The 23000-nt window shown below is 62.8% G+C and carries 16 protein-coding genes; 11 read left to right on the forward strand and 5 right to left on the reverse strand.

Annotation, left to right across the window (positions count from 1 at the left end):
• Together ATB1_RS01050 and ATB1_RS20100 are read right to left on the reverse strand one after the other, a co-directional pair.
• Positions 1-478, reverse strand: a 478-nt coding sequence (locus ATB1_RS01050) for an FAD-dependent oxidoreductase (protein WP_042661875.1), incomplete at its 3' end; no start/stop codon positions are given.
• Between the two features lie 211 nt (positions 479-689).
• On the reverse strand, positions 690-2033 hold the full coding sequence (locus ATB1_RS20100; RefSeq protein WP_082256220.1) for a class II aldolase/adducin family protein: 1344 nt from the start codon (positions 2031-2033) through the stop codon (positions 690-692).
• A 145-nt stretch (positions 2034-2178) separates the two neighbouring features.
• Here ATB1_RS20100 and dgoD point away from each other — a divergent pair, with 145 nt between their 5' ends.
• Both dgoD and ATB1_RS01065 read left to right on the forward strand, forming a co-directional pair.
• Positions 2179-3330: a galactonate dehydratase gene (dgoD, locus tag ATB1_RS01060; protein ID WP_042661876.1), complete on the forward strand. Its 1152-nt coding sequence runs from the start codon at positions 2179-2181 to the stop codon at positions 3328-3330.
• 66 nt (positions 3331-3396) lie between these two features.
• A complete protein-coding gene (locus ATB1_RS01065; RefSeq protein WP_042661877.1) occupies positions 3397-4164 on the forward strand; it encodes an IclR family transcriptional regulator in 768 nt (255 codons plus the stop codon).
• A 624-nt stretch (positions 4165-4788) separates the two neighbouring features.
• On the opposite strand, the gene ATB1_RS20105 is transcribed toward ATB1_RS01065, so the two are convergent.
• Together ATB1_RS20105 and ATB1_RS01075 are read right to left on the reverse strand one after the other, a co-directional pair.
• On the reverse strand, positions 4789-6465 hold the full coding sequence (locus ATB1_RS20105) for a BNR repeat-containing protein (protein WP_082256221.1): 1677 nt from the start codon (positions 6463-6465) through the stop codon (positions 4789-4791).
• A gap of 345 nt (positions 6466-6810) precedes the next feature.
• Positions 6811-7578 (reverse strand): IclR family transcriptional regulator, encoded by a 768-nt coding sequence (locus ATB1_RS01075; RefSeq protein ID WP_042661878.1) that lies wholly within the window; start codon positions 7576-7578, stop codon positions 6811-6813.
• Positions 7579-7764: 186 nt separating this feature from the next.
• Between ATB1_RS01075 and ATB1_RS01080 the strand changes: the two genes are divergently transcribed.
• From ATB1_RS01080 to ATB1_RS01090, 3 genes are all read left to right on the forward strand, one after another.
• Positions 7765-8973 (forward strand): glycoside hydrolase family 88 protein, encoded by a 1209-nt coding sequence (locus ATB1_RS01080; protein WP_042661879.1) that lies wholly within the window; start codon positions 7765-7767, stop codon positions 8971-8973.
• 90 nt (positions 8974-9063) lie between these two features.
• Complete coding sequence (locus ATB1_RS01085) at positions 9064-10893, forward strand: DUF2264 domain-containing protein (RefSeq protein ID WP_042661880.1); 1830 nt, start codon at positions 9064-9066, stop codon at positions 10891-10893.
• 135 nt (positions 10894-11028) lie between these two features.
• The gene (locus ATB1_RS01090) at positions 11029-12126 is read left to right on the forward strand and encodes a Gfo/Idh/MocA family protein (RefSeq protein ID WP_042661881.1); all 1098 of its coding nucleotides are present in this window, start codon (positions 11029-11031) and stop codon (positions 12124-12126) included.
• Positions 12127-12177: 51 nt separating this feature from the next.
• Here ATB1_RS01090 and ATB1_RS01095 read toward each other — a convergent pair whose 3' ends face one another.
• Positions 12178-12984 carry an aldo/keto reductase gene (locus tag ATB1_RS01095; RefSeq protein ID WP_042661882.1) on the reverse strand — a complete coding sequence of 269 codons (807 nt, stop codon included), beginning with the start codon at positions 12982-12984 and terminating at the stop codon, positions 12178-12180.
• Between the two features lie 157 nt (positions 12985-13141).
• Between ATB1_RS01095 and ATB1_RS01100 the strand changes: the two genes are divergently transcribed.
• The 6 genes from ATB1_RS01100 (at position 13142) to ATB1_RS19660 (ending at position 22912) form a co-directional block, all read left to right on the forward strand.
• Positions 13142-14527 (forward strand): ABC transporter substrate-binding protein, encoded by a 1386-nt coding sequence (locus ATB1_RS01100; RefSeq protein WP_052367632.1) that lies wholly within the window; start codon positions 13142-13144, stop codon positions 14525-14527.
• Positions 14528-14530: 3 nt separating this feature from the next.
• Positions 14531-15508 carry a carbohydrate ABC transporter permease gene (locus tag ATB1_RS01105; protein ID WP_042661883.1) on the forward strand — a complete coding sequence of 326 codons (978 nt, stop codon included), beginning with the start codon at positions 14531-14533 and terminating at the stop codon, positions 15506-15508.
• 2 nt (positions 15509-15510) lie between these two features.
• The gene (locus ATB1_RS01110) at positions 15511-16197 is read left to right on the forward strand and encodes a carbohydrate ABC transporter permease (protein WP_241767984.1); all 687 of its coding nucleotides are present in this window, start codon (positions 15511-15513) and stop codon (positions 16195-16197) included.
• 31 nt (positions 16198-16228) lie between these two features.
• The gene (locus tag ATB1_RS23745; RefSeq protein ID WP_277813189.1) at positions 16229-16363 is read left to right on the forward strand and encodes a hypothetical protein; all 135 of its coding nucleotides are present in this window, start codon (positions 16229-16231) and stop codon (positions 16361-16363) included.
• Positions 16364-16369: 6 nt separating this feature from the next.
• The gene (locus ATB1_RS01115) at positions 16370-17494 is read left to right on the forward strand and encodes an ABC transporter ATP-binding protein (protein ID WP_042661884.1); all 1125 of its coding nucleotides are present in this window, start codon (positions 16370-16372) and stop codon (positions 17492-17494) included.
• Positions 17495-17890: 396 nt separating this feature from the next.
• Complete coding sequence (locus tag ATB1_RS19660) at positions 17891-22912, forward strand: glycoside hydrolase family 2 TIM barrel-domain containing protein (RefSeq protein ID WP_052367634.1); 5022 nt, start codon at positions 17891-17893, stop codon at positions 22910-22912.
• Positions 22913-23000: the final 88 nt, after the last annotated feature.

The following is a 23000-nucleotide window of genomic DNA, read 5'->3' on the forward strand; positions in this document are numbered from 1 at the left end:
CGCCGTGCTCGACGGCGCTCGCGGCGTTCGCCACGCAGAGGCGGAACGGGTCGACCGCGCCGTCGGGGACCCAGATGGCGCGCTCGACCGCGTCGGTGAGGTAGGGTTCGCGCCGCCGCGCCTCCTCGCCCGAGATGACCTCGGTCGGGATGTCGCACTCCGCACACCCGGCCAACTTCCGTTCGAAGTAGTCGTCGGAGTCGCCCTCTAACTGGACGAACAGCCCGCCGGTGTCCTCGATACAGTGGCCAGCGATGCGGTGGAGCACCCGGTTTTCCCGCATGCAGTCGACGGCGCTCTCTTTGTCCGACACCGCGTAGCGGGCCCCGCTGTGGAGGTGGCCGTGGGTGCGCCCGGTCGTCCCCTCGGTCAGGTTCCCCCGCTCCACGAGCGTCACGTCGAAGCCGCGCATCGCGAGGTCGCGGGCGGTCCCCGTACCGGTGGCTCCACCGCCGATAACGACGACTGAGTGGCTCATATAATTATGAAAGACCATGGGAAGCGACGTAATAATTGTTGTGCTCACCGAATTTTCCGCGGTCGCGGGTCGGACGCGGCGACGGCATCGCTCGCGTGCCCTCCGCGACACGGGGTCTCGATTCGGCGGCGCTCCGGGCTGTGACCTGTGACTCGCCGGCGCACCGACTCCCCGGAGCGTCGACTCGACGGTTGCACCGAGAGCGGCCCGTTTAGTGGTCCTGTCCGTAGTCGGCGAAGCGGTCGAGGAGGGTGTCGATTTCCTCACCGGGGAGCAGTGAGGGCTCGCCGATGTTGAGCGCCTGGTAGTGGATGCGGGCGCAGTACTCGACCATGAGCGCCACCTCGTACGCCTCCGCGACGGAGTCGCCGACGGCGACGACGCCGTGGTTTTCGAGGAGACAGGCGTTGTAGTCGTCGCCCAGCGCCTCCAGCGCGAGGTCGGCCAGTCCCTGCGTCCCGTAGGTCTCGTAGCCCGCGACGGGTATCTCGTCGCCGGCAAAGGCGATGAGGTAGTGCGAGGCCGGAATCGGCTCGCCGAGGCTCGCGAAGGTGCTGGCGTACGGGGAGTGGTTGTGGACCACCGCGCCCGCGTCGTCGCGCTCGCGGAGGATGCCGGCGTGCATGCGGACCTCGCTCGACGGCTTGCGGTCGCCGGCGACCCACTCGCCGTCCAGCGTGACGACGGGCACGTCCTCGGGTTCGATTTCGTCGTAGGGCATCCCCGAGGGACTGATGGCGACGAGGTCGTCGGCCTGCGCGCTGATGTTGCCGCCGGTCCCCTCGGTCAGGCCCTGATGGAGCATCTCGCGGCCGAACTCGCTGACCGCCGAGCGGTGCGACGCGAGGTCGGACAGTCGGTCGGCGGGGACGCGGTCGTCGCCGGTCGGTTCCGACCCCTCCTCGTCGGCCGACTGCGTCTGCCCGTAGTCGGCGAAGCGGTCGAGGAGGGTGTCGATTTCCTCGTCGGGGAGCAGCGAGGGCTCGCCGACGCTGCGCGCCTGATAGTGGATGCGGGCGCAGTACTCGACCATGAGCGCCACCTCGTACGCCTCCTCGGCGGTTGCGCCGGTGGCGAGGACGCCGTGGTTTTCGAGGAGACAGGCGTTGTAGTCGTCGCCCAACGTCTCCACCGCCACGTCGGCGAGTTCGGCGGTCCCGTAGGTCTCGTAACTCGCCACGGGAATCTCGTCGCCGATGAACGCGATGAGGTAGTGCGAGGGGCCGACTGGTTCGTCGATACTGGCGAAGGTGCTGGCGTACGGGGAGTGGTTGTGGACCACCGCGCCCACGTCCTCGCGCTGGCGGAGCACGTCCGTGTGCATGCGGAACTCGCTCGACGGCTTGCGGTCGCCGGCGACCCGTTCGCCGTCGATGTCGAGAATCGGTACGTCCTCGGGTTCGATTTCGTCGTAGGGCATCCCCGAGGGACTGATGGCGACGGTTCCGTCGTCCGCTCTGACGCTGACGTTTCCGCCGGTTCCCTTCGTGAGGCCGTCTGCCAGCATGCGCTTGCCGAGCGTACTGACTAGACGCTGAGGCTCGTTCACCGTCATGATTGTTCTATCCAGATGGGGGGAGATAATTCTAGGGGTTGCGACAGCGACGGTCCGACGCGACCCGTGTTTTCCCGGCGTTCGTCGCGGGCCGACCGCCGCAGTCGGACAAACTACTTTACGACCGCGGATCGTCGGTTCGCGCATGGAAATAACCGGGTACGAACTGTTCGAAGTCCCGCCCCGGTGGGTCTTCCTCAAGCTCGAAACCGACGCGGGCGTCTGCGGGTGGGGGGAGCCAATCGTGGAGGGCTACGCGAAGACGACGAAGGCGGCCGTCGAGGAGATGATCGACAACTACCTCCTCGGGACCGACCCGCTCGAAATCGAGCGCCACTGGCAGGCGATGTACCGCGGGCGGCACTTCCGGGGCGGCCCGGTTCTCATGAGCGCCATCGGCGGTATCGACCAGGCGCTGTGGGACATCAAAGGGAAACACTACGGCGCGCCCGTCTACGACCTCCTCGGGGGGAAGGCCCGCGACCGGATTCCGGTCTACCAGTGGGTCGGCGGCGAGACGCCCGAGGCCATCGCGCGCGCCGCGGCCGAGGAGGTCGACCGCGGCTACGACTGCCTGAAGCTCTCCGCCGTCTCGCAGCTAGACCGCATCGACTCCCCGGCGGCGGTGGCTCGGGTCCGCGAGCGCCTCGAAGCCGTCCGGTCCGAGGTCGGAGCCGACGTGGACATCGTCGTCGACTTCCGCGGGCGCATCACGACCGGGATGGCGAAATGGGTCGCCGACGAACTCGACCCGCTCGACCCGATGTTCTACGAGGAGCCCGTCCTCCCCGAACACGCGCGCTCCCTGCCGCGCATCGAGAACCGGACCAAGGTCCCCCTCGCGACGGGCGAGCGCCTGTACTCCCGCTGGGACTTCGAGCGAACGCTGGAACTCGACGCCATCGACGTGCTTCAGCCCTCCCCGTCTCACGCCGGGGGCATCTCTGAGGTCCGCAAGATAGCCACGGCGGCCGAGTCCAAAGACGTGCTCGTCTCGCTTCACTGCCCGCTGGGGCCGATTTCGTTCGCCTCCTGTCTCCACCTCGACATGGTGCTCCCGAACGCCATCGCGCAGGCGCAGAACCTCGAAATCCACCGCGCCGACGGGAACGACCTCCTCGCGTACCTCGACGACCCCGCCGTCTTCGGCTTCGACGACGGCTTCGTCTCCGCTCCCGACGCCCCCGGCCTCGGTGTGGAGATAGACGAGGAGGCCGTCCGCGAGCACGCGCAGTCCCGCGTCGACTGGCAGAGCCCGATATGGTACCACGAGGACGGGAGCGTCGCCGAGTGGTGAGCCACCGACGCGGCCGATTCGGCGATAGTGAATACTTTTATGGTAAACTCCGTTCTTCGTTGGGCCATGAACGAGCGCGGAGACCCACCGGTGAAGGCGACGACGACGAGCGGGCGCGTGCTGGACGCGCTCTCGAAACTCGGCGACGCCAACCTGACCGAGGTCGAGACGGAGGTCGGCCTCTCGAAGAGTTCGGTGCACAACCACCTCGAAACGCTCCGACAGCTGGGGTTCGTCGTCAAGGAGGACCAGCGGTATCGACGCAGTCTTCGGTTTTTCGAACTCGGCTGTTCGGTCCGGTCCGGGGTCCCCTTCTACCGGGTCGGAAAGCGGGAGGTCGACCGACTCGCGCGGATTTCGGGACTCGCCGCCGGCCTCACCGTGTTCGAGCGCGGACGGGGCGTCTGCATCTACGAGCGGACCGGTCAGAACGTCGAGACCCCGCCCGTGGCCGAAGGCCGGACGGTCCCGCTCTACTGCACGGCCCCGGGGAAGGCGATGCTCGCACAACTCCCGGCGGACGACCGCCGCGATGCCGTCGATGCGGCGTCTCTCGACCGCCACACGGACCAGACGATTACGAGCGCGGCCGCCCTCCGTGAGGAACTCGACACCGCGGAGACGCGCGGCCTCCTGTCGGACCGCGAGGAGTGGCAGACCGACCTCCGCGGTCTCGCCGCTGGCGTCGTCGACCCCGAGAGCGGTCGGGTCGGGTCGATATTCGTGTTGAGCCCCTCGGAGAGCATGTCCGGAAAGCGCTTCCAGCAGGACGTGCCCGGACTCATCATCAGCTCCGCCAACCAGATTCGGAAGGCGCTCCGCGAGTCGGCCTGAGTCGCGGCGCTCCGCGCCTCGCGGCCGCTCGACGCCTACTTCTGTTCTCTCTTCGCTCGATAGCGACTTCGCCAGCGAGTGCGCACCCCACACGGAGCGTTAGTGGACGACTCGCCCCTCTCCAAATATTGTTCACTATATCCGAACACTCCGCCGGCGTGACGACCCGTTACAGACGTCCCTGTGTCCTCCGTGTCCTCGCCGTCGGTCGCAACGTCCGTCTCATCCCACGCACGATGGCGATACGCGAGTACCGGCGACCGCACCATTCGCCCGTCGGACGAGGAGTGACGAACTGACAAACGCGCTGGGAATTACGAGCATAGCTCTGTAATATTTCACGCCACGAGTGCGTGACAGCGTTGGTCAAGTGCGCTTCGAATGCTACCCGAACGCGGAGGTAACTCACGGACTGCAGATGAGATAGTGACCGCCCGTCTACGTAGCATCTCACAGCGACGCTGGACTTCCGTGTCCGTCCAGTCCGCGATATTGCGCAGATGGAACGAATCGTTTACCGGCGGGGCCAACGAACCGATAGCCGTGGTCTCACAACCGAGCCGTTTCAGACCCGTTGGCGGTATCGCCACCGGAGTGTTAGCTCACGGTGAACGAACCACGTGACTATTCCATCGCCGCGTTCGACGAACCATCGGTCGTGACCCGAACGATGGTCGAATCGGTCTCGCCGACGCTGTTGACGGCCGTGAGTCTGTACTCGTAGTCACTGCCCGAACTCACGCGGGTGTCGGTGTACTGGGTGTAAAACGAGTTTTCCGCGATTTCGTCCGCGACGACCTCGAAATCTCCGTCGGTTGGCCGCCGATGGAGTGTGTAACTCTCCGCGCCTCGCGCCTCGGTCCACGACAGTTCGACACTCGACGACGACTCGTTTGACACCGACAGCGAGGGTGCGGACGGGTCGTTCGGTCCCACGATGGAGTACTCCTGCAGTACGAACGCCGTGCCGTTCTCGCGGGGTCGTTCGAGTGGTATCGACAGGACGCTCTCGTTTTCCCACCGACACGTATCGTGTTTTCGACCGTCCATCCCACAGAACGGGCCCTCGTGGAGACAGTAGAGCGTCCAGTCGGTCCACCCCGAGGATGCTGTCGCAACCCCGGCGTAGAGTCGCCCGTCGACGACGGTGTACACGTGGAGCGCGTCGTTGTCGTCGAACAGCAAATCACCGCGGTCTAGCAAGATATCTCCCGCACGCGTTGGGTCGATTCCGACCGTCGAGAGGTCGACGCTCGTGTCGTCGATGTACTGTTCGTGCCACTGCCCGTCCGTCGTTCGCCAATAGTGAATATAGTGGCGGTTAGCGTCGTCGAAGTCGGTCGTCGAGTCCGTCGAGCGCGACGTGAAGATGTGTGGTTGGTCGTTCGAGTCGAGCGCCTGCGTCCCCTGATTTATCAGCCACGAACGCGCCGGACTGTCGACGACGACGCTCTCGTCGTCCACGCGAATCGGGTCGTCCGCGTTCACGTCACCGATGACGGTACCGTCGTTGTTGCACCACGTGTAGCCACCGTCGTCGCTGTAGGCGTAGTGGATGTCGTGATTAGAGCGCCACGTCTCCCACGTCTCGCGCCACGTCCAGGTGACGTGGAGTCGACCGGTGTCGTCGAAGGTCCAGTCGTGATGGTACGCGTTCCGAGACGCGGAACCGTTCCACGGCTCGTACGTCCCCGCACTCGAAAACACCGTTCCGATGCGCGTCCACGAGTTCGACGGTGAGTCGTGGACGTGAAGGTACGAATCACCGTCGCCGGACGAGCCAATCCGGTACTCGCAGAACAGCGTTCCGCGCTGATCGTTGAAAAACCGAGGGTAGGTAACTGGGCGCTCCGGACCGCTCAGGCCCATGTCAGTAGTCTCTGAGAAATCACCGGTGGAGACGCTCGAAGGCGGGTCTGTCAGGAATCCAGACGACGAGTATCGGTAGTGGAACGGGTCGTCGTGGTGGTCGTACGCGAGATGGAGACGACCGTCGTTGTCGGTCCCGAGTGCCGTGTTCCTGTGCGAGTCCTCGTCTGGAACCCTCCAGTCGAACTGGATGCACTGAACCGAGTCAGTTGGCAGCGCTCGGCGAGCGAGCGAGAGAACGCCGTCGTCGTTCCAATACGGTACGTACTGGTAGTCTCCGACAGTAACGACTTTCCGTTGGTCCCACGGCGCGTTGTTGAACGCCCACGCCTCGCCGCTTAGGAGCCTCTCGCGCTTCAATGAGAACATCTTCCCGGCACTCTCCGTTCCGTTCTGCTCGGCCTGCTTCTCGTTTTGGTCCTCGAACGTCATTGGTACTCCGGTGCATTCGCGTTATGACAACGCACCTGTGAAGTGGATTACAATTTGTGGGCCATCGGTTAAACATTGTGTCCGTCGAGGCCGCTTTCGCCTTCGAGCACGCGATATCCGCCGCTCAGGTCGCGGTTCGCCACGTAGCACGCCCGCCGGAGCGGCTATCCCCGTCAGCAAATCACGCCACCTAACCAAATCAACCCTCTCTACACTCATACTGAACCTCATTCATATATTATCTCATACACCACAGAATAATCAAATATCCAGTCATCTGGCAGATCACCACAGAATTAATGATAGATATTTCAGCAATCATTCAGGATTGTTCGGCCATCTTGACTACGTGTACGTAATGTTGAGTTCGATGATGTTCGCGACGTTCTGTAATCTCTCTGGGAGCGTTTCTCGGAACCGTTCGTCTTGAAACCGACTTTTCGGGCCCGAGACGCTGATCGCTCCCTCGACCTCGTCGTTATTGTTGATTATCGGGACCGCAACGCATCGGAGGCCTTTGACGCGGGTTTCGTCATCCAGTGCGTAGCCGTCTTCGGCCACCTTGTCGAGGGTCTCGAACAGCTCCGACCGCTCCGTGATGGTGTTTTCCGTGGACGCTGGCATGCCGTGTCGATCGAGGATTTCGTTCACGCGCTCCCGGGGGAGGTGCGCCAATATCGCGTTTCCGAGGCCGGTGTTGTGGAGGTAGACCGCCTGTCCGATGTACGAGTCCGTTTTAACCGCGTCGGCGCCGTGTGCTCTGTGGAGGTAGATTCCCTTCCCGTGTTCTTCCACGAGGAGGTTCGTCAGTTCTCCCGTCTCCTCGGCTAGCGCGGTCACTTCGTCTTTTGCGATTTCGTAGAGTCGCCGTCTGTGCCGCGCGTGGCCGCCCAAATCGAGCAACTTCAGACCGACACGATAGGTGTTGCCCTCTTTCACGATGTATCCGTCCTGTTCGAGCGTGCTCAGGTAGTTGTGTAAGCTACTCTTCGACAGGTCGAACTCCTGGGTCATCTCCGTGACGGTCGCCTCGTTCTTCTCTTTGAGCACTTCGAGTATCCGGAACGTCGTCCGCGCGGTCTTCACGTGATTCGACTGTTCTCTGTCTGACATACTCTCTCTAACAAGGGGAGCATTGTAAATGTATGTCATCAATGAATGGATATGATTCACCGATACTAAACCTCGTTCTGAATTACGCGGCGTGAACCCCTGAGAGCGTCGTTCCAAGTCGGAGTGAGAGACGGGCCGGTGGCTTGACGATGGCTTTATAGCGTCTGCCAAGGGAACTGTAGCCACATGGCACGAAAGCCAGCCGCGTTACTGCGACGTATCGACGACACCGGTCTGCCGGACCGATACGCGACGAGACCGGACGTCGCACAGAGCGATATCGAACGGGCGCTCTCGGTCGCAATCGACCGCATCGATGAGAATCTCGACGAGTTCTACGACCGATTTCCCGGGCCGTCGAGTGAGAATCTCGTTTATAGCCCCACCGACAACATGGACGGCTGGACGACTTCGTTCTGGACGGGACTCTGTTGGCTCGCGTACGAGGCGACGGGCGACCGCACGTTTCGAGACGCCGCCGAAGCCCAATTGGCGACGTTCGAGCGGAGGTTGACGGCCGGTGACGTGAAGACCCACGACCTCGGGTTCCTCTATACGCTCTCTGCCATCGCCGGCTATCGGTTGACGGACCTCGAACGGTATCGGTCGGCGGCCCTCACCGCCGCCGACCATCTCGTCGCCCGCTTTTGGGACTCGCCCGGACTCATTCAGGCGTGGGGCGACCCCGAGGAACCCGAGGACTCGTGGGAGCGCGGTCGAATGATCGTCGACTCGATGATGAACCTCCCGCTTTTGTTCTGGGCGAGCGAGGAGACGGGTGACCCCACGTACGCCTCCGTCGCCGAGACGCACGCCCGGACGAACGCACAGCACGTCGTTCGCGACGACGGCTCGACGTTCCACACGTTCAAATGCGACGTCGAAAGCGGGTCGCCGCTCGGCGGCGAAACGGCGCAGGGCTACGACGCCGGCTCCTGTTGGTCACGCGGCCAGACGTGGGCCATATACGGGTACGCTCTCGCGGCGGAGTACACCGACGAGGCCGCGTACGCGCAACTGTCCGCAAAGCTGGCGAACTACTACCTCTCGAACGTCGAAGCGGACCACGTCCCGCGCTGGGACTTCGATGCGCCCGACGAGCAGAACTACCGTGACACCTCCGCCGCGGCGATCGCCGCCTGTGGACTCGACGAACTCGCCACGCGGCTCCCGCTCGCGGATACTCGCGCCCGGCGCTACGAGAACGCGTCACTCGCAATCCTCCGCAGTCTCACGGAGAATTACACGACCGACGGAAACCGGTCGAACGGATTGCTGACTGACGGCGCTTACGACCCGACCGAGGGAGACTACAACGAGTGTTGCATCTGGGGAGACTACTTCTACGTCGAAGGGCTCGTTCGAGCCACCCAACAGTGGTCCCGCTACTGGTGAACGGCCCGCCACCCGCCGTTTCACGACGACGTAAACTCCCGGTCGGGGCAGGGAAACGCTATTGATGCATGCGATCAACGCACAAACTAGATGAATCCAACGACAGGTAACCCGCTCCAGACACGACGGGATTTCGAACGAGCGGTGTCCCAACTCGTCGAACCGTTGCTCACGCACGCCAGTCCCGGTAACGCGCGAGTGAGACCCACGGCGACCGGCGCTCACTTTCCAGCCGTCGCAGCCGAACTTGAAGGATTTGCCCGCCCGCTGTGGGGTGTCGTGCCGTTAGGCGTTCACAGTGACGTCGACTATTGGTCGTTTTTCCGGACCGGGCTGACCAACGGGACGGACCCGTCTCACGAGGAGTACTGGGGAGACGTAGACGACCACTCACAGAAACTCGTCGAGATGGCCGCTATCGGCGTCGGCCTCGCGCTCACACCGGAACACCTCTGGGAACCGCTTTCGGAGCCGGAACGGAACCGACTGGTCAGTTGGTTGAACCGGATCAACGACGCGGAACTCCATGACTGTAACTGGCTGTTCTTCCGCGTGATGGTGAACGTGGGGCTTCGGTCGGTCGGGGCGCGCCACGACTGGGAACAGACCCAGTCCGCGCTCGACCGACTCGAAACGTTCTATCGCGGCGACGGGTGGTACACAGACGGCCCCGACGACGAACACAACCCCGTCGATTACTACGTCCCGTGGGCGATGCACGTGTACGGACTCCTCTACGCCGCCGTTGCTGGCGAGGACGACCCCGAGCGGGCGGACCGTTTTCGGGCGCGGGCCGAGAAGTTCGCGACTGCTCACATCCACTGGTTCGACGAGACCGGGCGAGCGCTTCCGTACGGCCGGAGCCTGACCTATCGCTTCGCGCAGGCGTCGTTCTGGGGGACGCTGGCGTTTGCCGGCTTGGAATCGCTCTCGTGGGGCGTCGTCCGCGGACTCTGGGCCCGGAACATCCGCTGGTGGCTCGACCAACCGATATTCACCGACGGCGGGTTGCTGTCGGTCGGATACCGATACCCGTCGCTGAAAGTGTCCGAAACCTACAACTCACCGAATTCGCCGTACTGGGCGATGAAGGCGTTCCTTCCGCTGGCGCTACATCCAACCCACCCATTCTGGCAGGCCGACGAGGAGCCACTCCCGGACCTCCCGGAGACGACGGCACAGCCCGAAGCCGAGAAAGTCGTGTGCCGCGACGACGACCACCTCTTTGCGCTCTCGCTCACTCGGGACAGCCATCACGGACGAGAGAAATACACGAAATTCGCGTACTCGACGCAGTTCGCCTTCTCCGTTGCTGGTCGGACGCCCGGACCGGGACAGGCGGGACACGACAGCGCCCTCGCGCTCAGCCTCGACGGCGACCAGTTCAAGATTCCCGCGTCGTTCACGCAGACGCGCGTAGACGGGTCGACCCTCGCCGCCCGATGGAACCCGTGGGAGGACGTCAGCGTCGAGACGTGGCTCGCGCCCGACCTTCCGTGGCACGTGCGCGTCCACCGACTGCAAACGGACCGGGTCGTACACAGCGAAGAAGGTGGGTTCGCCCTGGACAAAACCGGTGACGACACCGCGGCCAACGTTACGCACGACAGTCAGAATGGAACGGCGCTCGCCAGATACCCCAACGGTGTTAGCGGTATCTCCGACGGGTTCGGCGACCGCACGCCGGCCGTCGTGGTCGACGACCCTAACACGAACCTGAACTACGCTCGCACGGTCGTCCCGACGCTGCGAGCGACGCACGAACCGGGGGAACACTGGGTCGCTTCGGCGGTCATGGCTAGCCCCGACGGGAGCGCACCGTGGGAACGGGGGCCGACGCTCGAACGAACTGCAGACGGTGTCGTGGTCGAGACCGCGAACGGCGACCGGCTCCTCGATTGCCGGCCCGACGACTTCTGACACCGTCGAGTCACCGGGCTTAGATTTATTACGCGTGGTAGTATTGCATCAATTAGCGATTAAATACTCGCGCTGGAAGCGGTCCGTCTACCGCGTGGTGGCGGTTCTGCGACCGGACGTGGAGAGTGATCAAGGATGACTTACAGAGCAGGCGTGATCGGAACTGGCGGTATCGCAGGTATGGGTATCCTCGGAATGCACGACGAGGAGGTGATCGGCAAAGAGAAAATCGACGCGAGTCACGCCGGCGGGTACGCCGACGCTGACGAGATCGAACTCGTCGCGATTGCGGACGTCGACTCGGAGAAACTCACCACGTTCGGTAACGCGTGGGACATCCCGACCGACCGGCGGTACGACGGCCACGAAGCGATGTTGGCACGGGAAGACCTCGATGTCGTCTCTATCTGTACCCCGTCTTTTCTCCACCACGAACACACCGTCGACGCGGCGAAGTCCGCCGCCGACCCGTCGGTCATCTGGTGCGAGAAACCGATCGCGTCGGAGGTCAGCGCCGCCGAAGAGATGGTCGAGGTGTGCGAGGAAACGGAGACGGAGTTGGTCGTCAACCACTCGTTCCGGTTCACCGAGAAGCTACGGCGACTCCACGACCTCATCCGGGAGCGGGACCTCCTCGGAGACGTGCAATCGGTCAGTACGCAGTACAGGATGGAGTTGATGCGTAACTCCACGCACGTGCTCGACACGCTCGTGTATCTCCTCGACGCACGCGCGGAGCGTGTCAGCGGGTACATCACCGGCGAGAACGAAGCGATCGACTCGCTCGGAACGGCAGGGGACGTAGTCGATGCGGGCGGCGGCGGCCACGTCGTGATGAACGACGGTTCGTTCGTCACCGTCGATTGCACGATTCCGCGGGACATCTCGTCGATGTCGCTGAACTTCATCGGCACCGAGGGGAAACTGTATCTGAACAACGACGACGGCGAGTGGCGCTACTGGTCGCTCGAAGACGGCGAGCACGTCGAACGACAGTTACCGGGCATCGAAGGAACGTGGACGTGGGACGATGACTACAAGCGGTCGTTTGCGAACGCCGCGAACCACATACAGGACTTACTGAACGGGGACGGACAGAACTACTCACCGGGGGCCGAAGCCGCCCGCTCGCTCGAAATCATCGTCGGGTTCTACATCTCTCATTACACCGGGTCGACGGTCGATATTCCGCTCGCAGAGCCGCTAAAAGACGTCCCGATAAAGTCGTGGTGAGTCACGGATAACCGTCGTTTCGGCGCTGGGATTCGTGTTCGGCGGGACGACTCAGTCGTCGAGCCACGGAGCGCCCTCTCGCTCGACGAGTCGGTCAGTTCGGCCGATGGCATCGATTCGCTCGATGTCTCGGTCGTCGAGGTCGAGAGACAGCGCGTCGACGTTGTCTCGGAGGTGCGGTTCGCTCGTCGCCTTCGGGATAACGGAGACCGGGTTCTTCGAGAGGAGCCACGCGAGGCTGACCTGTGCCGGACTCACCCCGTGTTTGTCGGCTATTTCGACCACTTCCGGGATATCGAAGACGGTCCCGCGGGCGAGCGGAGAGTACGCGACGTGGCGGTATCCCCGGCTCTCCGCGTGCGCGATGAGGTCGCCCTGTTGGAGGAGTGGATGGGTCTCGACTTGGTGTGCGAACAGCGGCGTCTCCAACTGTTCTATCGCCTCTTCGAGAAGGTCGATATCGAAGTTACAGACACCGACGTGGTTGATGCGTCCCCGGCCGACGAGTTCGTCGAATGCGGGAAGCGTCTCCGCCGAGTCGTAGTTCCCGACCGGCCAGTGGACGTACAGCAGGTCGAGGTATTCGAGGCCGAGGCGGTCGAGCGTGGCCGCCAGTCCCTCGATGACCTCGTCGTACGCGAGCCCGAACTTCTCAGCGTGCACCTTCGACGCCACGAATATCTCCTCGCGGGGGACGTCGGCCGCTTCGATACCGTCGCCGACGGCCGCTTCGTTTCCGTAGTACTGTGCGGTGTCGACGTGTCGATACCCCATCTCCAGCGCCGTCCGAACGCTTTCACGACAGGTTTCCGGGTCCGTGTTTTGCCACGTGCCGAGTCCGAGCTGTGGGAGACTCATACTCACTTGTCTCCGGTACGATTCAAATTTCTTTGGATGGTTCGCATCGAAAGTGGGCGTGGTGTCGACGAGTCGGGTTTGGGTCCGACACGGCGGGCAGTCTTGTCAACAAGGCCAAATTATTTATATGGAGCCAGTAATTTGCTAAACGTTCGCAATGAAAGATCAAGTAGAATCTCTCAACCGACGGAACGTGCTACAAGCGATTGGTGGTCTCGGTGCCGCGACTCTCGCCGGTTGCGTGGGGACTGGGTCCGGTCCGCAGACCGACGCGACGCAGACGACCAACAGCGACTCTTCCGCCGAAGGCACCGCCGACGAGACCGCAACGGAAGCGGCGACGGCCGCACCGATGGCGGACTCGATAGAGTTCTGGGAGATGGCGGGCTCCTACGGCGGACTCATGGACCGCTACGCCCAGGAGACGGGAACGGAGATATCCCACACGAACATGGGGTATTCCGAGATTATAAACAAGATGCAGACGCGGCTCATCTCCGGACAGGGTGCCCCGAGTACCGCGCTCATCGAACAGAAAAAGACGCTGAAAATCGCGTCGACCGGCGGCCTGCGGGACCTGCGGCCGCGAATGGAGGACGCCGGCATTATCGACGAATTCAACGACGGGGTGTTGTCCGCCGTGACCGGGGACGAGGGACAGATTTACTCGGTCCCGGACGACATCGCACCGACCACGCTCTATTACCGTCGAGACGTGTGGGACGAACACGGACTCGCACCGCACGACGAAATCGAAACGTGGGACCAACTCATCGAGGAGGGAAAGAAGCTCCCGGACGACATCTCGCTTCTCTCGCTTCCCGCGTCCGGGTCGAACCTCTACTGGCGGTTCCTGAACCGGATGCAGGGCGGACAGGAGTTCAACGAGAACGGGGAGGTCGTCCTCAACGGTGAGGAGGGCCTGAAGGCGGCCCGGATGATGAAGCGCCTCTCGAACGAGGGTCTCATCGACCGGGGCGCAAACTGGAGCCAACAGTGGTTCTCCGGATTCCAGAACGGGACTATCACCGGCTACGCGACCGGGTCGTGGTTCTACGGGACCATCACCTCCTCGATGCCGGAGACCGAGGGTAACTGGCGCGGCTTCAAGCTTCCCGCGCTTGAGTCGGGCGGCAACCGGGCGAGCAACCGCGGCGGTTCCGGCCTCGTCATTCCGCAGCAGGCGTCCGAGGAGGAGGCGAATCGAGTGTGGGACTACATTAAGTTCGTCACCGCCACCCCCAAGCAGAACGCGCTCAGTTACAAGAACGAAGGCCAGATGACGGCACACGAGCCGTCGTGGGACCAAAGCGCGTTCTCGAACGCCGAATTCGACTTCTTCGGCGGACAGCAGCTCGCCAACATCTGGATCGACACCGTTCCGGACATCCCCGGATACCGATTCACCGTCGATTCCCCCATCGTCTCCAGTATCATAAACGAGGAGATGCGAAACATGATCGACGAGGGCGACTCGCCGAAACAGGCCTTAGACCGTGCGGCACAGCGCGTCGCTGACCGAACCGGTCGCGACATCGCATAGAAGATGAGCTCGGAGTCCATCGTCAAACTGTCTGACCGCCTTCGCTTCCAGCGACAGCGGTTCAAGGAGATGATGCCGACGATTCCCGGGACTGCATACATCTTCCTCGCGCCCTTCTTCATCACGTTCGTCCTGTTCCTGGCGTTCCCGATCTTCTACACGGTCTACCTTTCGTTTTTCACGTATCAGGGCGTGGCGAGCGATCCGCTGTTCTGGGTCCAGTTCGGAAACGTCTACCTCGAAATACCGAAAATCGCGAGCCTAGAGTTTGTGGGGCTGGCGAACTACCAACGACTTCTTCGTGATAGTGTGTTCCATCAGTCGATGTTCAACACTATCTACGTCTTCGCAATCGAACTCCCGCTGATGGTCGGGCTCGCGCTCGGGCTCGCCGTGGTACTTAACGCGGGGTTCACTCGGTTCAAGGGCATCTTCCGGAGTCTGATGCTCCTCCCGGTCTCGGCAAACACCGTCGCGTACTCGGTCGTGTTCGTCGTCATCGTCGCCGAGGGCGGACTGCTCGACTTCATCTTCCAACTGTTCGGCATCGCGCCGCTGAACTGGCTCGGAAACGGGTTCTGGTCTCGGAACCTGATGGCGTTCATGGTCGTCTGGCGCTGGACCGGATACAACATGATAATCATCTTGGCCGGGCTCCAGACGATCTCCGAGTCGCTGTACGAGGCCGCGGAAATCGACGGCGCGTCGCGCTTCCAAAAGTTCCGGTACATCACCATCCCGCAGCTCAAACCGGTGTTGCTGTTCGTTCTCGTGACGACGACCATCGGGAGCTTCAAGAAGTTCTCGGAGCCGACGATTCTCATCGGCGCGGGCGCGCCGGTAAAAGAGACTCGAACGGTCGTCTACTACATCTACGAGGTCGCCTTCCAGAACCTTCAACTCGGGTACGGAAGCGCGTTGACCGTCGTTCTCGTTGGAATCGTCATGTCACTGTCCGTCATCCAACTCAAGTGGAGCTAACCATGCACGAAAAATCGAAAACCGAGGCGTTGTGGCGATTCGGCGGCTACGGGTTCCTCATCGCGGCCGCGCTGTTCATGATCGTCCCGATATACTGGATCGTTATCGCATCTACCCTGCCTCAGTCGGCAATTCTGTCGAGCAGCGGCGCGCTTCCGCAGCTCCTCCCCGGCGGACACTTCGTGGAGAACTTTCAGGCGTTGCAGTCGCGCCAGTACGTCAACTTCATGAGCAGTGTCTGGAACAGCATCTTCATCGCAATCGTCTACACGGTCCTCGCGTTGATTCTGTGTTCGATGGCCGGCTTCGCGTTCGCCAAGTACGAGTTCCGATTCAAGAAGTCCATCTTCGCCGGCATTCTGGCGACGCTTATCATCCCGGTCAATCTGTTGGTCATCCCTCTGTTCCTCGTCATGTCGACGGCGAACATGACCAACACGTACGCCGCGGTCATCCTGCCGTGGGCCGCGTACCCGGTTGGAATCTTCTTCATGCGTCAGTCGATGCAAGCGATCCCCGACGCGCTGTTGGAGTCCGCCCGGATGGACGGCGCCTCGGAGTTCCAACTGTTCTACCGCGTTGCGATACCGTCGATGAGGTCGTCGATGGCGGCGCTCGCCGTCATCCTCTTTCTCTTCCAGTGGAATGCCATCGTTCCTCTGGCCGCTGGTCGTTCTCGACACGGATAAGTTCACAATTCCGGTAGCGATTACCAAAATCATGGGACAGCAGGTCGTCGCGTTCGACCAACTGATGGTCGCATCGGCGGTCGCAATACTCCCGATGTTCGTGGTGTTCCTCGCGCTTCAGAAGTACTTCGTGCGAGGCATCCTCTCGGGAGCCGTAAAGGAGTAATTCAACATGACACAGATTGACATCGAAGGACTCGTCAAAACGTACGAAGCGAGCGAAGACCACGACGTCGAGGGTAACGAAATCGTCGCCGTCGACCACGTCGACCTCCAGGTTCGAGACGAGGAGTTCCTCGTTCTCGTCGGGCCGTCGGGGTGCGGAAAGACGACCTTGCTCCGCTGTATCGCGGGTCTCGAAAGCATCACCGACGGGGACCTCCGCTTCAACGGCGACCAAGTGAACCACCTGCGAGCGAGCGAACGGGACGTCGCGATGGTGTTCCAGAACTACGCGCTGTACCCGCACATGACTGTCAGGGAGAACCTCGGATTCGGTCTGAAGCTGTCGACGAAACTCCCATCGGACGATATCGACAGGCGAGTCGTCAGCATCGCCGAGCTAATGGGAATCGAGGACCTGCTCCCGAAGAAACCCGGCGAACTCTCGGGCGGGCAACAGCAGCGAGTCGCGCTCGGCAGAGCGATCGTCCGAGAGCCGGAGGTGTTCCTGATGGACGAACCGCTGTCCAATCTCGACGCGAAGCTTCGCTCCGAGATGCGAACGGAGATTCAGGAACTCCAAAACGAACTCGGCGTGACGACCGTCTACGTCACCCACGACCAAACCGAGGCGATGGCGATGGGCGACCGAATCGCCGTCGTGAACGACGGGCGACTCCAACAGGTCGGTGTCCCGGAGGAGCTCTACCGGAATCCGACGAACGAGTTCGTCGCGGACTTCATCGGAAGCCCGAGCATCAACCTCATCACCATGGACGTCGAGGGCAACCGTCTCGTCTCCGAGTTCGGCTTCGAGTACGAGTTCTCCGACTATCGGGTCGACGACGTCGCTACGGTGCGGCTCGGAATTCGACCCGAAGACCTCGAAATCGACAGAGGCGGATCCGACGTCGAAATATCCGTCGTCGAAAAGATGGGGAACGAGAACTTCATCTACGGGAAACTCGGCGACAAAGAGATCGTCGCCCGAACCGACGCGTCGGTTCGCCCCGAAACCGGCGAGCGCGTCGGAATCAGCTTCCGAGACGAGGCGGCCTACCTCTTCGACGCGGAGTCCGGATCGGCGCTCAAGACGAAAACTGACACCCTTCACGCCCCACAGACGCAGTTGTGACGCAGTTCCCCGCGTGAACACGCGAGGAACACCCACGTCGGTCGAACAGGTGAACGGCGGCCGTGCCGACAAACCGCTACCAGAGCACCGCCATCACGGCGAGACCGAACGCACCTGTTGGCTCTCTCCGCACCGTTCGCGTCGTCATCTCCGGCACATCGACGTCGCCGACGACAAGTCTAGCAACGCCTCGCGCGCGCTCAACGGCCGGATTCTCCCCACGCTGGGCGGGAGACGAGGACTCACCGCCGAAATCCGCCCCACCAACAAAAACAATAAATAGTGATGGTTGGTATCGTTAATCACGGTGACAGAAACCATGTGGATACGGACAGGCTTGACTATCCGTGGCGATGAGCACAGTGATACGCGCGACTGCCGGACGAGGGGAGACCGATGAGTCGGGACGATACCTCCGACAGTTCCGACGGCGGCGACTCCTCGTCGACTAAGCTGGCGGTGACGCGACGACGACTCATGCAGGTGACCGGCGGGTCGCTCCTTGGCGGCGCGTTGTTCGGCCACGAGACGTCCACGGCCCGCGCAGAACCACACGATGGAGTCGACCCGACGCCCGGGGACATTAATTGGAGCACGTATATCGAGACACCCGGCGTCGTCGGAGAGTACACCGAACCGCCGCACGTCGCGACGACGATGCCCTACGGGTCGCTGTCCGCGGCGCGAGCCGCCGAGCGCGACCGCGACTTCCTGACCGACCAATGGCTCGAATCGCAGTACGTCACATCGCTCGACGGCCCGTGGCAGTTCGACTTCGCAACCGACCTCGGTGGTGCGACGGCTGACACGTCGAACTACGCGAACTGGGACACAGTCTACGTTCCCCACACATGGAACACAGACGGCTACGGCGATTTGGGGTTCTACAATCAGGCGGTCGGTTTCTCGCCGAACGACCCGCCGAACGTCCCGAGTACCGACAACAGCGTCGGGACGTACAAACGGGAGTTCACCGTTCCGGACGGATGGACCCAAGGTCGGCAAACGTATCTCAACATCGGCGGTGCGAAAGCCGGGTACTTCGTCTGGGTCAACGACGCGTACGTTGGCTACAAGCAGGGGTCGATGACGCCCGGTGAGTTCAACGTCACCGACGTCGTCACCGAGGGCTCGACGAACACCGTCACAATTCAGGTCGTCCGCTGGACCGACGGGACGTATCTCGAACAACAACATATGTGGCGGTTAGCCGGCATCTTCCGGGACGTGCTTCTGTACTCGAAACCCGACGTACACGTCCAGGACTTCGATACGGTCGCGGACCTCGATTCCACCTACACGGACGGGACGCTGGAAGTCGACGCCGCCCTCGCCAACCACACGAGCAGTCAGCAGTCCGCGACCGTGCAAGCGACCCTGTACGACCCCGCCGGAATCGAAATCGGGACGACTAATCGGAGCGTCACCATCGACGCCGGCGACACCGTTACGATGTCGGACGGCGTGGTCACCGACCACTCGACGGAGAACAACGGTGGCACCGTCATCGGCGACCCGTCCTACGTGAGTGGGTCCAGCGGACGGGCGCTCGATTTCGACGGGAGCGACGACTGGGTCGACGTCGGGTCCCACCCGAGCCTCGACCTCTCGGACGCGTTGACGCTGGAAGCCGTCGTCTACGGTGAGTCGCTCACCGGCGAACAGCCGATGGTTGTCAAGGGAGACACGTCCTACGGACTGAAGATGAGCGGCGGCGACCTCCAGTTCTTCGTCTACGACGGAAGTTGGAACACGGTCACTGTCGCGCCGCCGAGTGGCTGGTCCGGAAGTTGGCACACGGTGACCGGCGTCTACGACGGCTCGTCGCTTCGCCTGTACGTCGACGGCACCGAAATCGGCGCGACTTCGTTCTCGGGGTCGGTCTCGACGAACGGTTACCGCCTCGGTATCGGCCACAACGCCGAGGCTCGGAGCCGCTACTTTGGTGGCCGCCTCGACTCGGTACGCGTGTACGACCGCGCGCTCTCGTCGTCGGAAGTGAACGCCTCCCGAACCGGCCCCGACAGTTCGACGCGACTGTGGCTCGACTTCGAACAGACGGGCCCGCCGCTGTCGATGTCGGTCTCCAACGTCGACGCGTGGACCGCTGAGACGCCGGCCCTGTACACGCTCGGCATCGAACTCATCCCGAGCGGGGCTTCCTCGGCTACCGAAGCGATGGTGGAGAAAGTCGGCTTCCGAACCATCGAGGTCGTTTCGACCTCCGACGGAGCAGCGGAGAAAATCACCGTCAACGGCGAGGCGGTGACGCTCGCCGGGACGAACCGTCACGACTACAGCCTCGACCACGGGCGACACGTGCCGACCGAGCGGATGCGAAAGGAGATCGAACTCGCGAAGCGGAACAACGCCAACGCGATCCGCTGTTCGCACTACCCCAACCGCCCCGACTTCTACCGACTGTGCGACGAGTACGGAATCTATCTGCAAGACGAGCTCAACGCCGAGGCCCACGGCAACCAGTCGCTCGTCAACGACTTCCCCTCGTACGACCCGTCGTTCCTCGACCGGTTCAAGCGGATGGTCGTGCGCGATAAGAACTTCGCCTCGATAACCGTCTGGTCGACCGGAAACGAGGCCGGTCTGGGTGCGGCGCATCGAAAGATGGCCGACTGGGTGCACAGCGCGGACCCGACTCGGCTCGTCGGCCATCAGGATAACGCCGGGGGCTACGGGAGCGGTTTCGGTGGCACCGCTTCCTTCGCTGATATCAACGGCATCCGGTACCCCTTCCCAGGCACCATCGAGAGCATGGCGGGCGACTCCAGCGTGACGAAACCGGTCGTCATGGGTGAATACCAGATTATGTCCGGCAACGGCGGGGGACTCCTGACTGACTTCTACGACGTCATCCACGCCCACGAGCAGTTACAGGGCGGCTATATCTGGATGTGGAATCAGCACCAACTCAACGCGACGGAGGACCCGCTCGACGGGAATCTGTTGAGCGAGGACCACAGACGCGCGGCTATCGACGACCGCTCCATCGCGGGCCACACCGCGCTGGTTAACGGCTCGCCGAACGAGGTGTCCGGCGAGAGCGGGTCGGCGCTCGAACTCGACGGGACCGCCGACTGGGTCGACGCCAACCACGACGACAGAATCGACATTACGGGCGAACTGACCGTCGAAGCGGTCGTCTACGGCGACGGTAGCCTCTCTGGTGAACAGCCGTTCGTCGTCAAGGGCGACACCCAGTACGGACTGAAGATGAGCGACGGCGATCTGCAGTTTTTCGTCTCCGACGGCTCGAATCAGCAGACTGCGAGCGCCGCTCCCCCGAGCGGCTGGGACGGGAGCTGGCACACGCTCTCGGGCGTCTACGACGGGTCGGCCGTCCGGCTGTACGTCGATGGGTCCGAAATCGCGTCCGCGGCCTTCTCGGGGGCGATAAACAGCAACCGATACCGGGTCGGAATCGGTCACAACACCGAGACGACGGAGCGCTATGCGAACGTTCGGGTCGATTCCGTTCGCATCTTCGAGCGGGCGCTCCCCTCGGACGACGTGGCCTCGCTTTCCTCCCCGGACGAGAGCTGTCGCCTGTGGCTCGACTTCGAACTCAAAGAGCACCTCTGGGGCGACCCGCCCCAGCCGACGGCGACGATAATCGACCACCGGCACACGATGCCCCAACTCGACGTGATGAAGAAGGCCCAGCAGTTCGTTCGCTTCGAGGCGAACGACCTGCCGAACGGCGACGTCGACGTCACGAACGTCTACGACTTCACGAACACGAGTCAGTTCGACTTCGACTGGGTGCTCAAAGAGGACGACACGGTCATCCAGAGCGGTACGCTGGACCCGAGCATCGCCCCCGGCGAGACGCAGACCGTCACCCTCGGGTATTCACAACCCTCGCTACAGGCTGGCTCCGAGTACTTCTTGGACATCAGCGTGACGCTCGCGTCGGACACGTCGTGGGCTGACGCCGGCTACGAGATCGCGTTCGAACAGTTCGTCGTCCCGTGGGACGCCCCGGACGCCCCGCAGTCGAGCCTCTCGGATATGAGCGGCGTCAGCTACTCGACGAGCGGGTCGGAAGTCACCGTCTCCGGGTCGGACTTCACGTACGTCTTCGATACGAGCGCCGGGCAGTTCACTTCGTTCCAGCGTCACGGTGCGGAACTGCTGAACGCCGGGCCTCAACTCAGCGCGTGGCGCGACCCGGTCCACAACGAGTCCGCCGGGTGGGGCGGGGCCGAGGCCGACGAGTGGACGTCGGCGGGGCTAGACGCGCTGACGGCGACGGTTGACGCTAGTAGCGTCTCACAGCCGGATTCGTCGGCAGTGCGCATCGAAGTCGAAACGACTGACTCCGCGAGCGGTCACAGCGAGGCCTTCACCACCGGCTACTCCTACGACGTCCTCGGCAGCGGCGACGTGGTCGTGCAGGTCGAAGTGACGCCCAACACGGACATGCAGAACGCCATCACGGAGTACCTGCCGAAGTACGGCCTCCAACTCCGGATGCCGGCGGACTTCGATACCTTCGAGTGGTTCGGTCGCGGCCCCGGGGAGACCTATCCGGACCGGAAATGGAACGAGCGTATCGGGCGGTACAGCGGGTCCGTCTCCGACCAGTTCGTCGGGTACGTCCCTCCGGGCGACTACGGCAACAAGTGCGACACGCGCTACGCCGCGTTGACCAACGACAGCGGCGTCGGCCTGTTGGTCCACGGCTTGCCGTCGACGGAGACGATGAACGCCAGCGTCCAAGCGTTCACCAACATGAGTGACGCCGAACGCGTCAGCGACCTCCAGTTCGCCGACGGCATCGTCTTCAACGTCGACTACGCTGTCAGCGGCGTCGGTGGGATGCCCCGGAACACGCTTTCTGCGTACAGCGTCGACCCCATCAGCGAACAGTTCACCTATGCGTTCCGCCCGTTCGACGCAAGCAGCGACGACCCGCTCTCGCTGAGTCGGCGTGACCTCCCGTACGCCGGTCAATCGGGTTCGGGCCCCATCACCGAGGGGACGTACTACATCGAGAACGTCAACAGCGGAAAGGCGATGGACATCGCGAACAGTTCGACGGCTGACGGTGGGAACGTCCAGCAGTACGGTTACTGGGGCGGTTCGAACCAGCAGTGGGACGCTGTCCAGAACGGGGACGGTACCTACCGCTTCGAGAACGTCAACAGCGGAAAGGTGCTGTCGGTCGATACCGGGTCGACCAGTGAGGGGGCGACACTCGTCCAGTGGACGTGGAACGGAAACGACGAACAGCGATGGACCGTCATCGAAAACAGCGACGGCACGTACCGCCTGGAGAACGTCAACTCGGGATACGTCGCCGACGTGAACGCCGCTTCGACCAGCAACGGCGCCGACGTCATCCAGTGGGGATGGGGCGGCGGCGACAACCAGAAGTGGACGTTCAACGCGCCGTAACGGCGAACCGGCGTCCGGTCGGTGCCTCGTCGGAGCACGGTCCGGCCAGTATTCCCTCCGACGTTCGAGAACACACCGGGCGAGAGCC

This window comes from Haloferax sp. ATB1, assembly GCF_000730175.1.

Excerpts from the sequence above, each read along its gene's own strand:
- ATB1_RS20100 (WP_082256220.1), bottom strand. The coding sequence starts at position 2,033 with ATGACGGTGAACGAGCCTCAGCGTCTAGTCAGTACGCTCGGCAAGCGC.
- dgoD (WP_042661876.1), top strand. The coding sequence starts at position 2,179 with ATGGAAATAACCGGGTACGAACTGTTCGAAGTCCCGCCCCGGTGGGTC.
- ATB1_RS01065 (WP_042661877.1), top strand. The coding sequence starts at position 3,397 with ATGAACGAGCGCGGAGACCCACCGGTGAAGGCGACGACGACGAGCGGG.
- ATB1_RS20105 (WP_082256221.1), bottom strand. The coding sequence starts at position 6,465 with ATGACGTTCGAGGACCAAAACGAGAAGCAGGCCGAGCAGAACGGAACG.
- ATB1_RS01075 (WP_042661878.1), bottom strand. The coding sequence starts at position 7,578 with ATGTCAGACAGAGAACAGTCGAATCACGTGAAGACCGCGCGGACGACG.
- ATB1_RS01080 (WP_042661879.1), top strand. The coding sequence starts at position 7,765 with ATGGCACGAAAGCCAGCCGCGTTACTGCGACGTATCGACGACACCGGT.
- ATB1_RS01085 (WP_042661880.1), top strand. The coding sequence starts at position 9,064 with ATGAATCCAACGACAGGTAACCCGCTCCAGACACGACGGGATTTCGAA.
- ATB1_RS01090 (WP_042661881.1), top strand. The coding sequence starts at position 11,029 with ATGACTTACAGAGCAGGCGTGATCGGAACTGGCGGTATCGCAGGTATG.
- ATB1_RS01095 (WP_042661882.1), bottom strand. The coding sequence starts at position 12,984 with ATGAGTCTCCCACAGCTCGGACTCGGCACGTGGCAAAACACGGACCCG.
- ATB1_RS01100 (WP_052367632.1), top strand. The coding sequence starts at position 13,142 with ATGAAAGATCAAGTAGAATCTCTCAACCGACGGAACGTGCTACAAGCG.
- ATB1_RS01105 (WP_042661883.1), top strand. The coding sequence starts at position 14,531 with ATGAGCTCGGAGTCCATCGTCAAACTGTCTGACCGCCTTCGCTTCCAG.
- ATB1_RS01110 (WP_241767984.1), top strand. The coding sequence starts at position 15,511 with ATGCACGAAAAATCGAAAACCGAGGCGTTGTGGCGATTCGGCGGCTAC.
- ATB1_RS23745 (WP_277813189.1), top strand. The coding sequence starts at position 16,229 with ATGGGACAGCAGGTCGTCGCGTTCGACCAACTGATGGTCGCATCGGCG.
- ATB1_RS01115 (WP_042661884.1), top strand. The coding sequence starts at position 16,370 with ATGACACAGATTGACATCGAAGGACTCGTCAAAACGTACGAAGCGAGC.
- ATB1_RS19660 (WP_052367634.1), top strand. The coding sequence starts at position 17,891 with ATGAGTCGGGACGATACCTCCGACAGTTCCGACGGCGGCGACTCCTCG.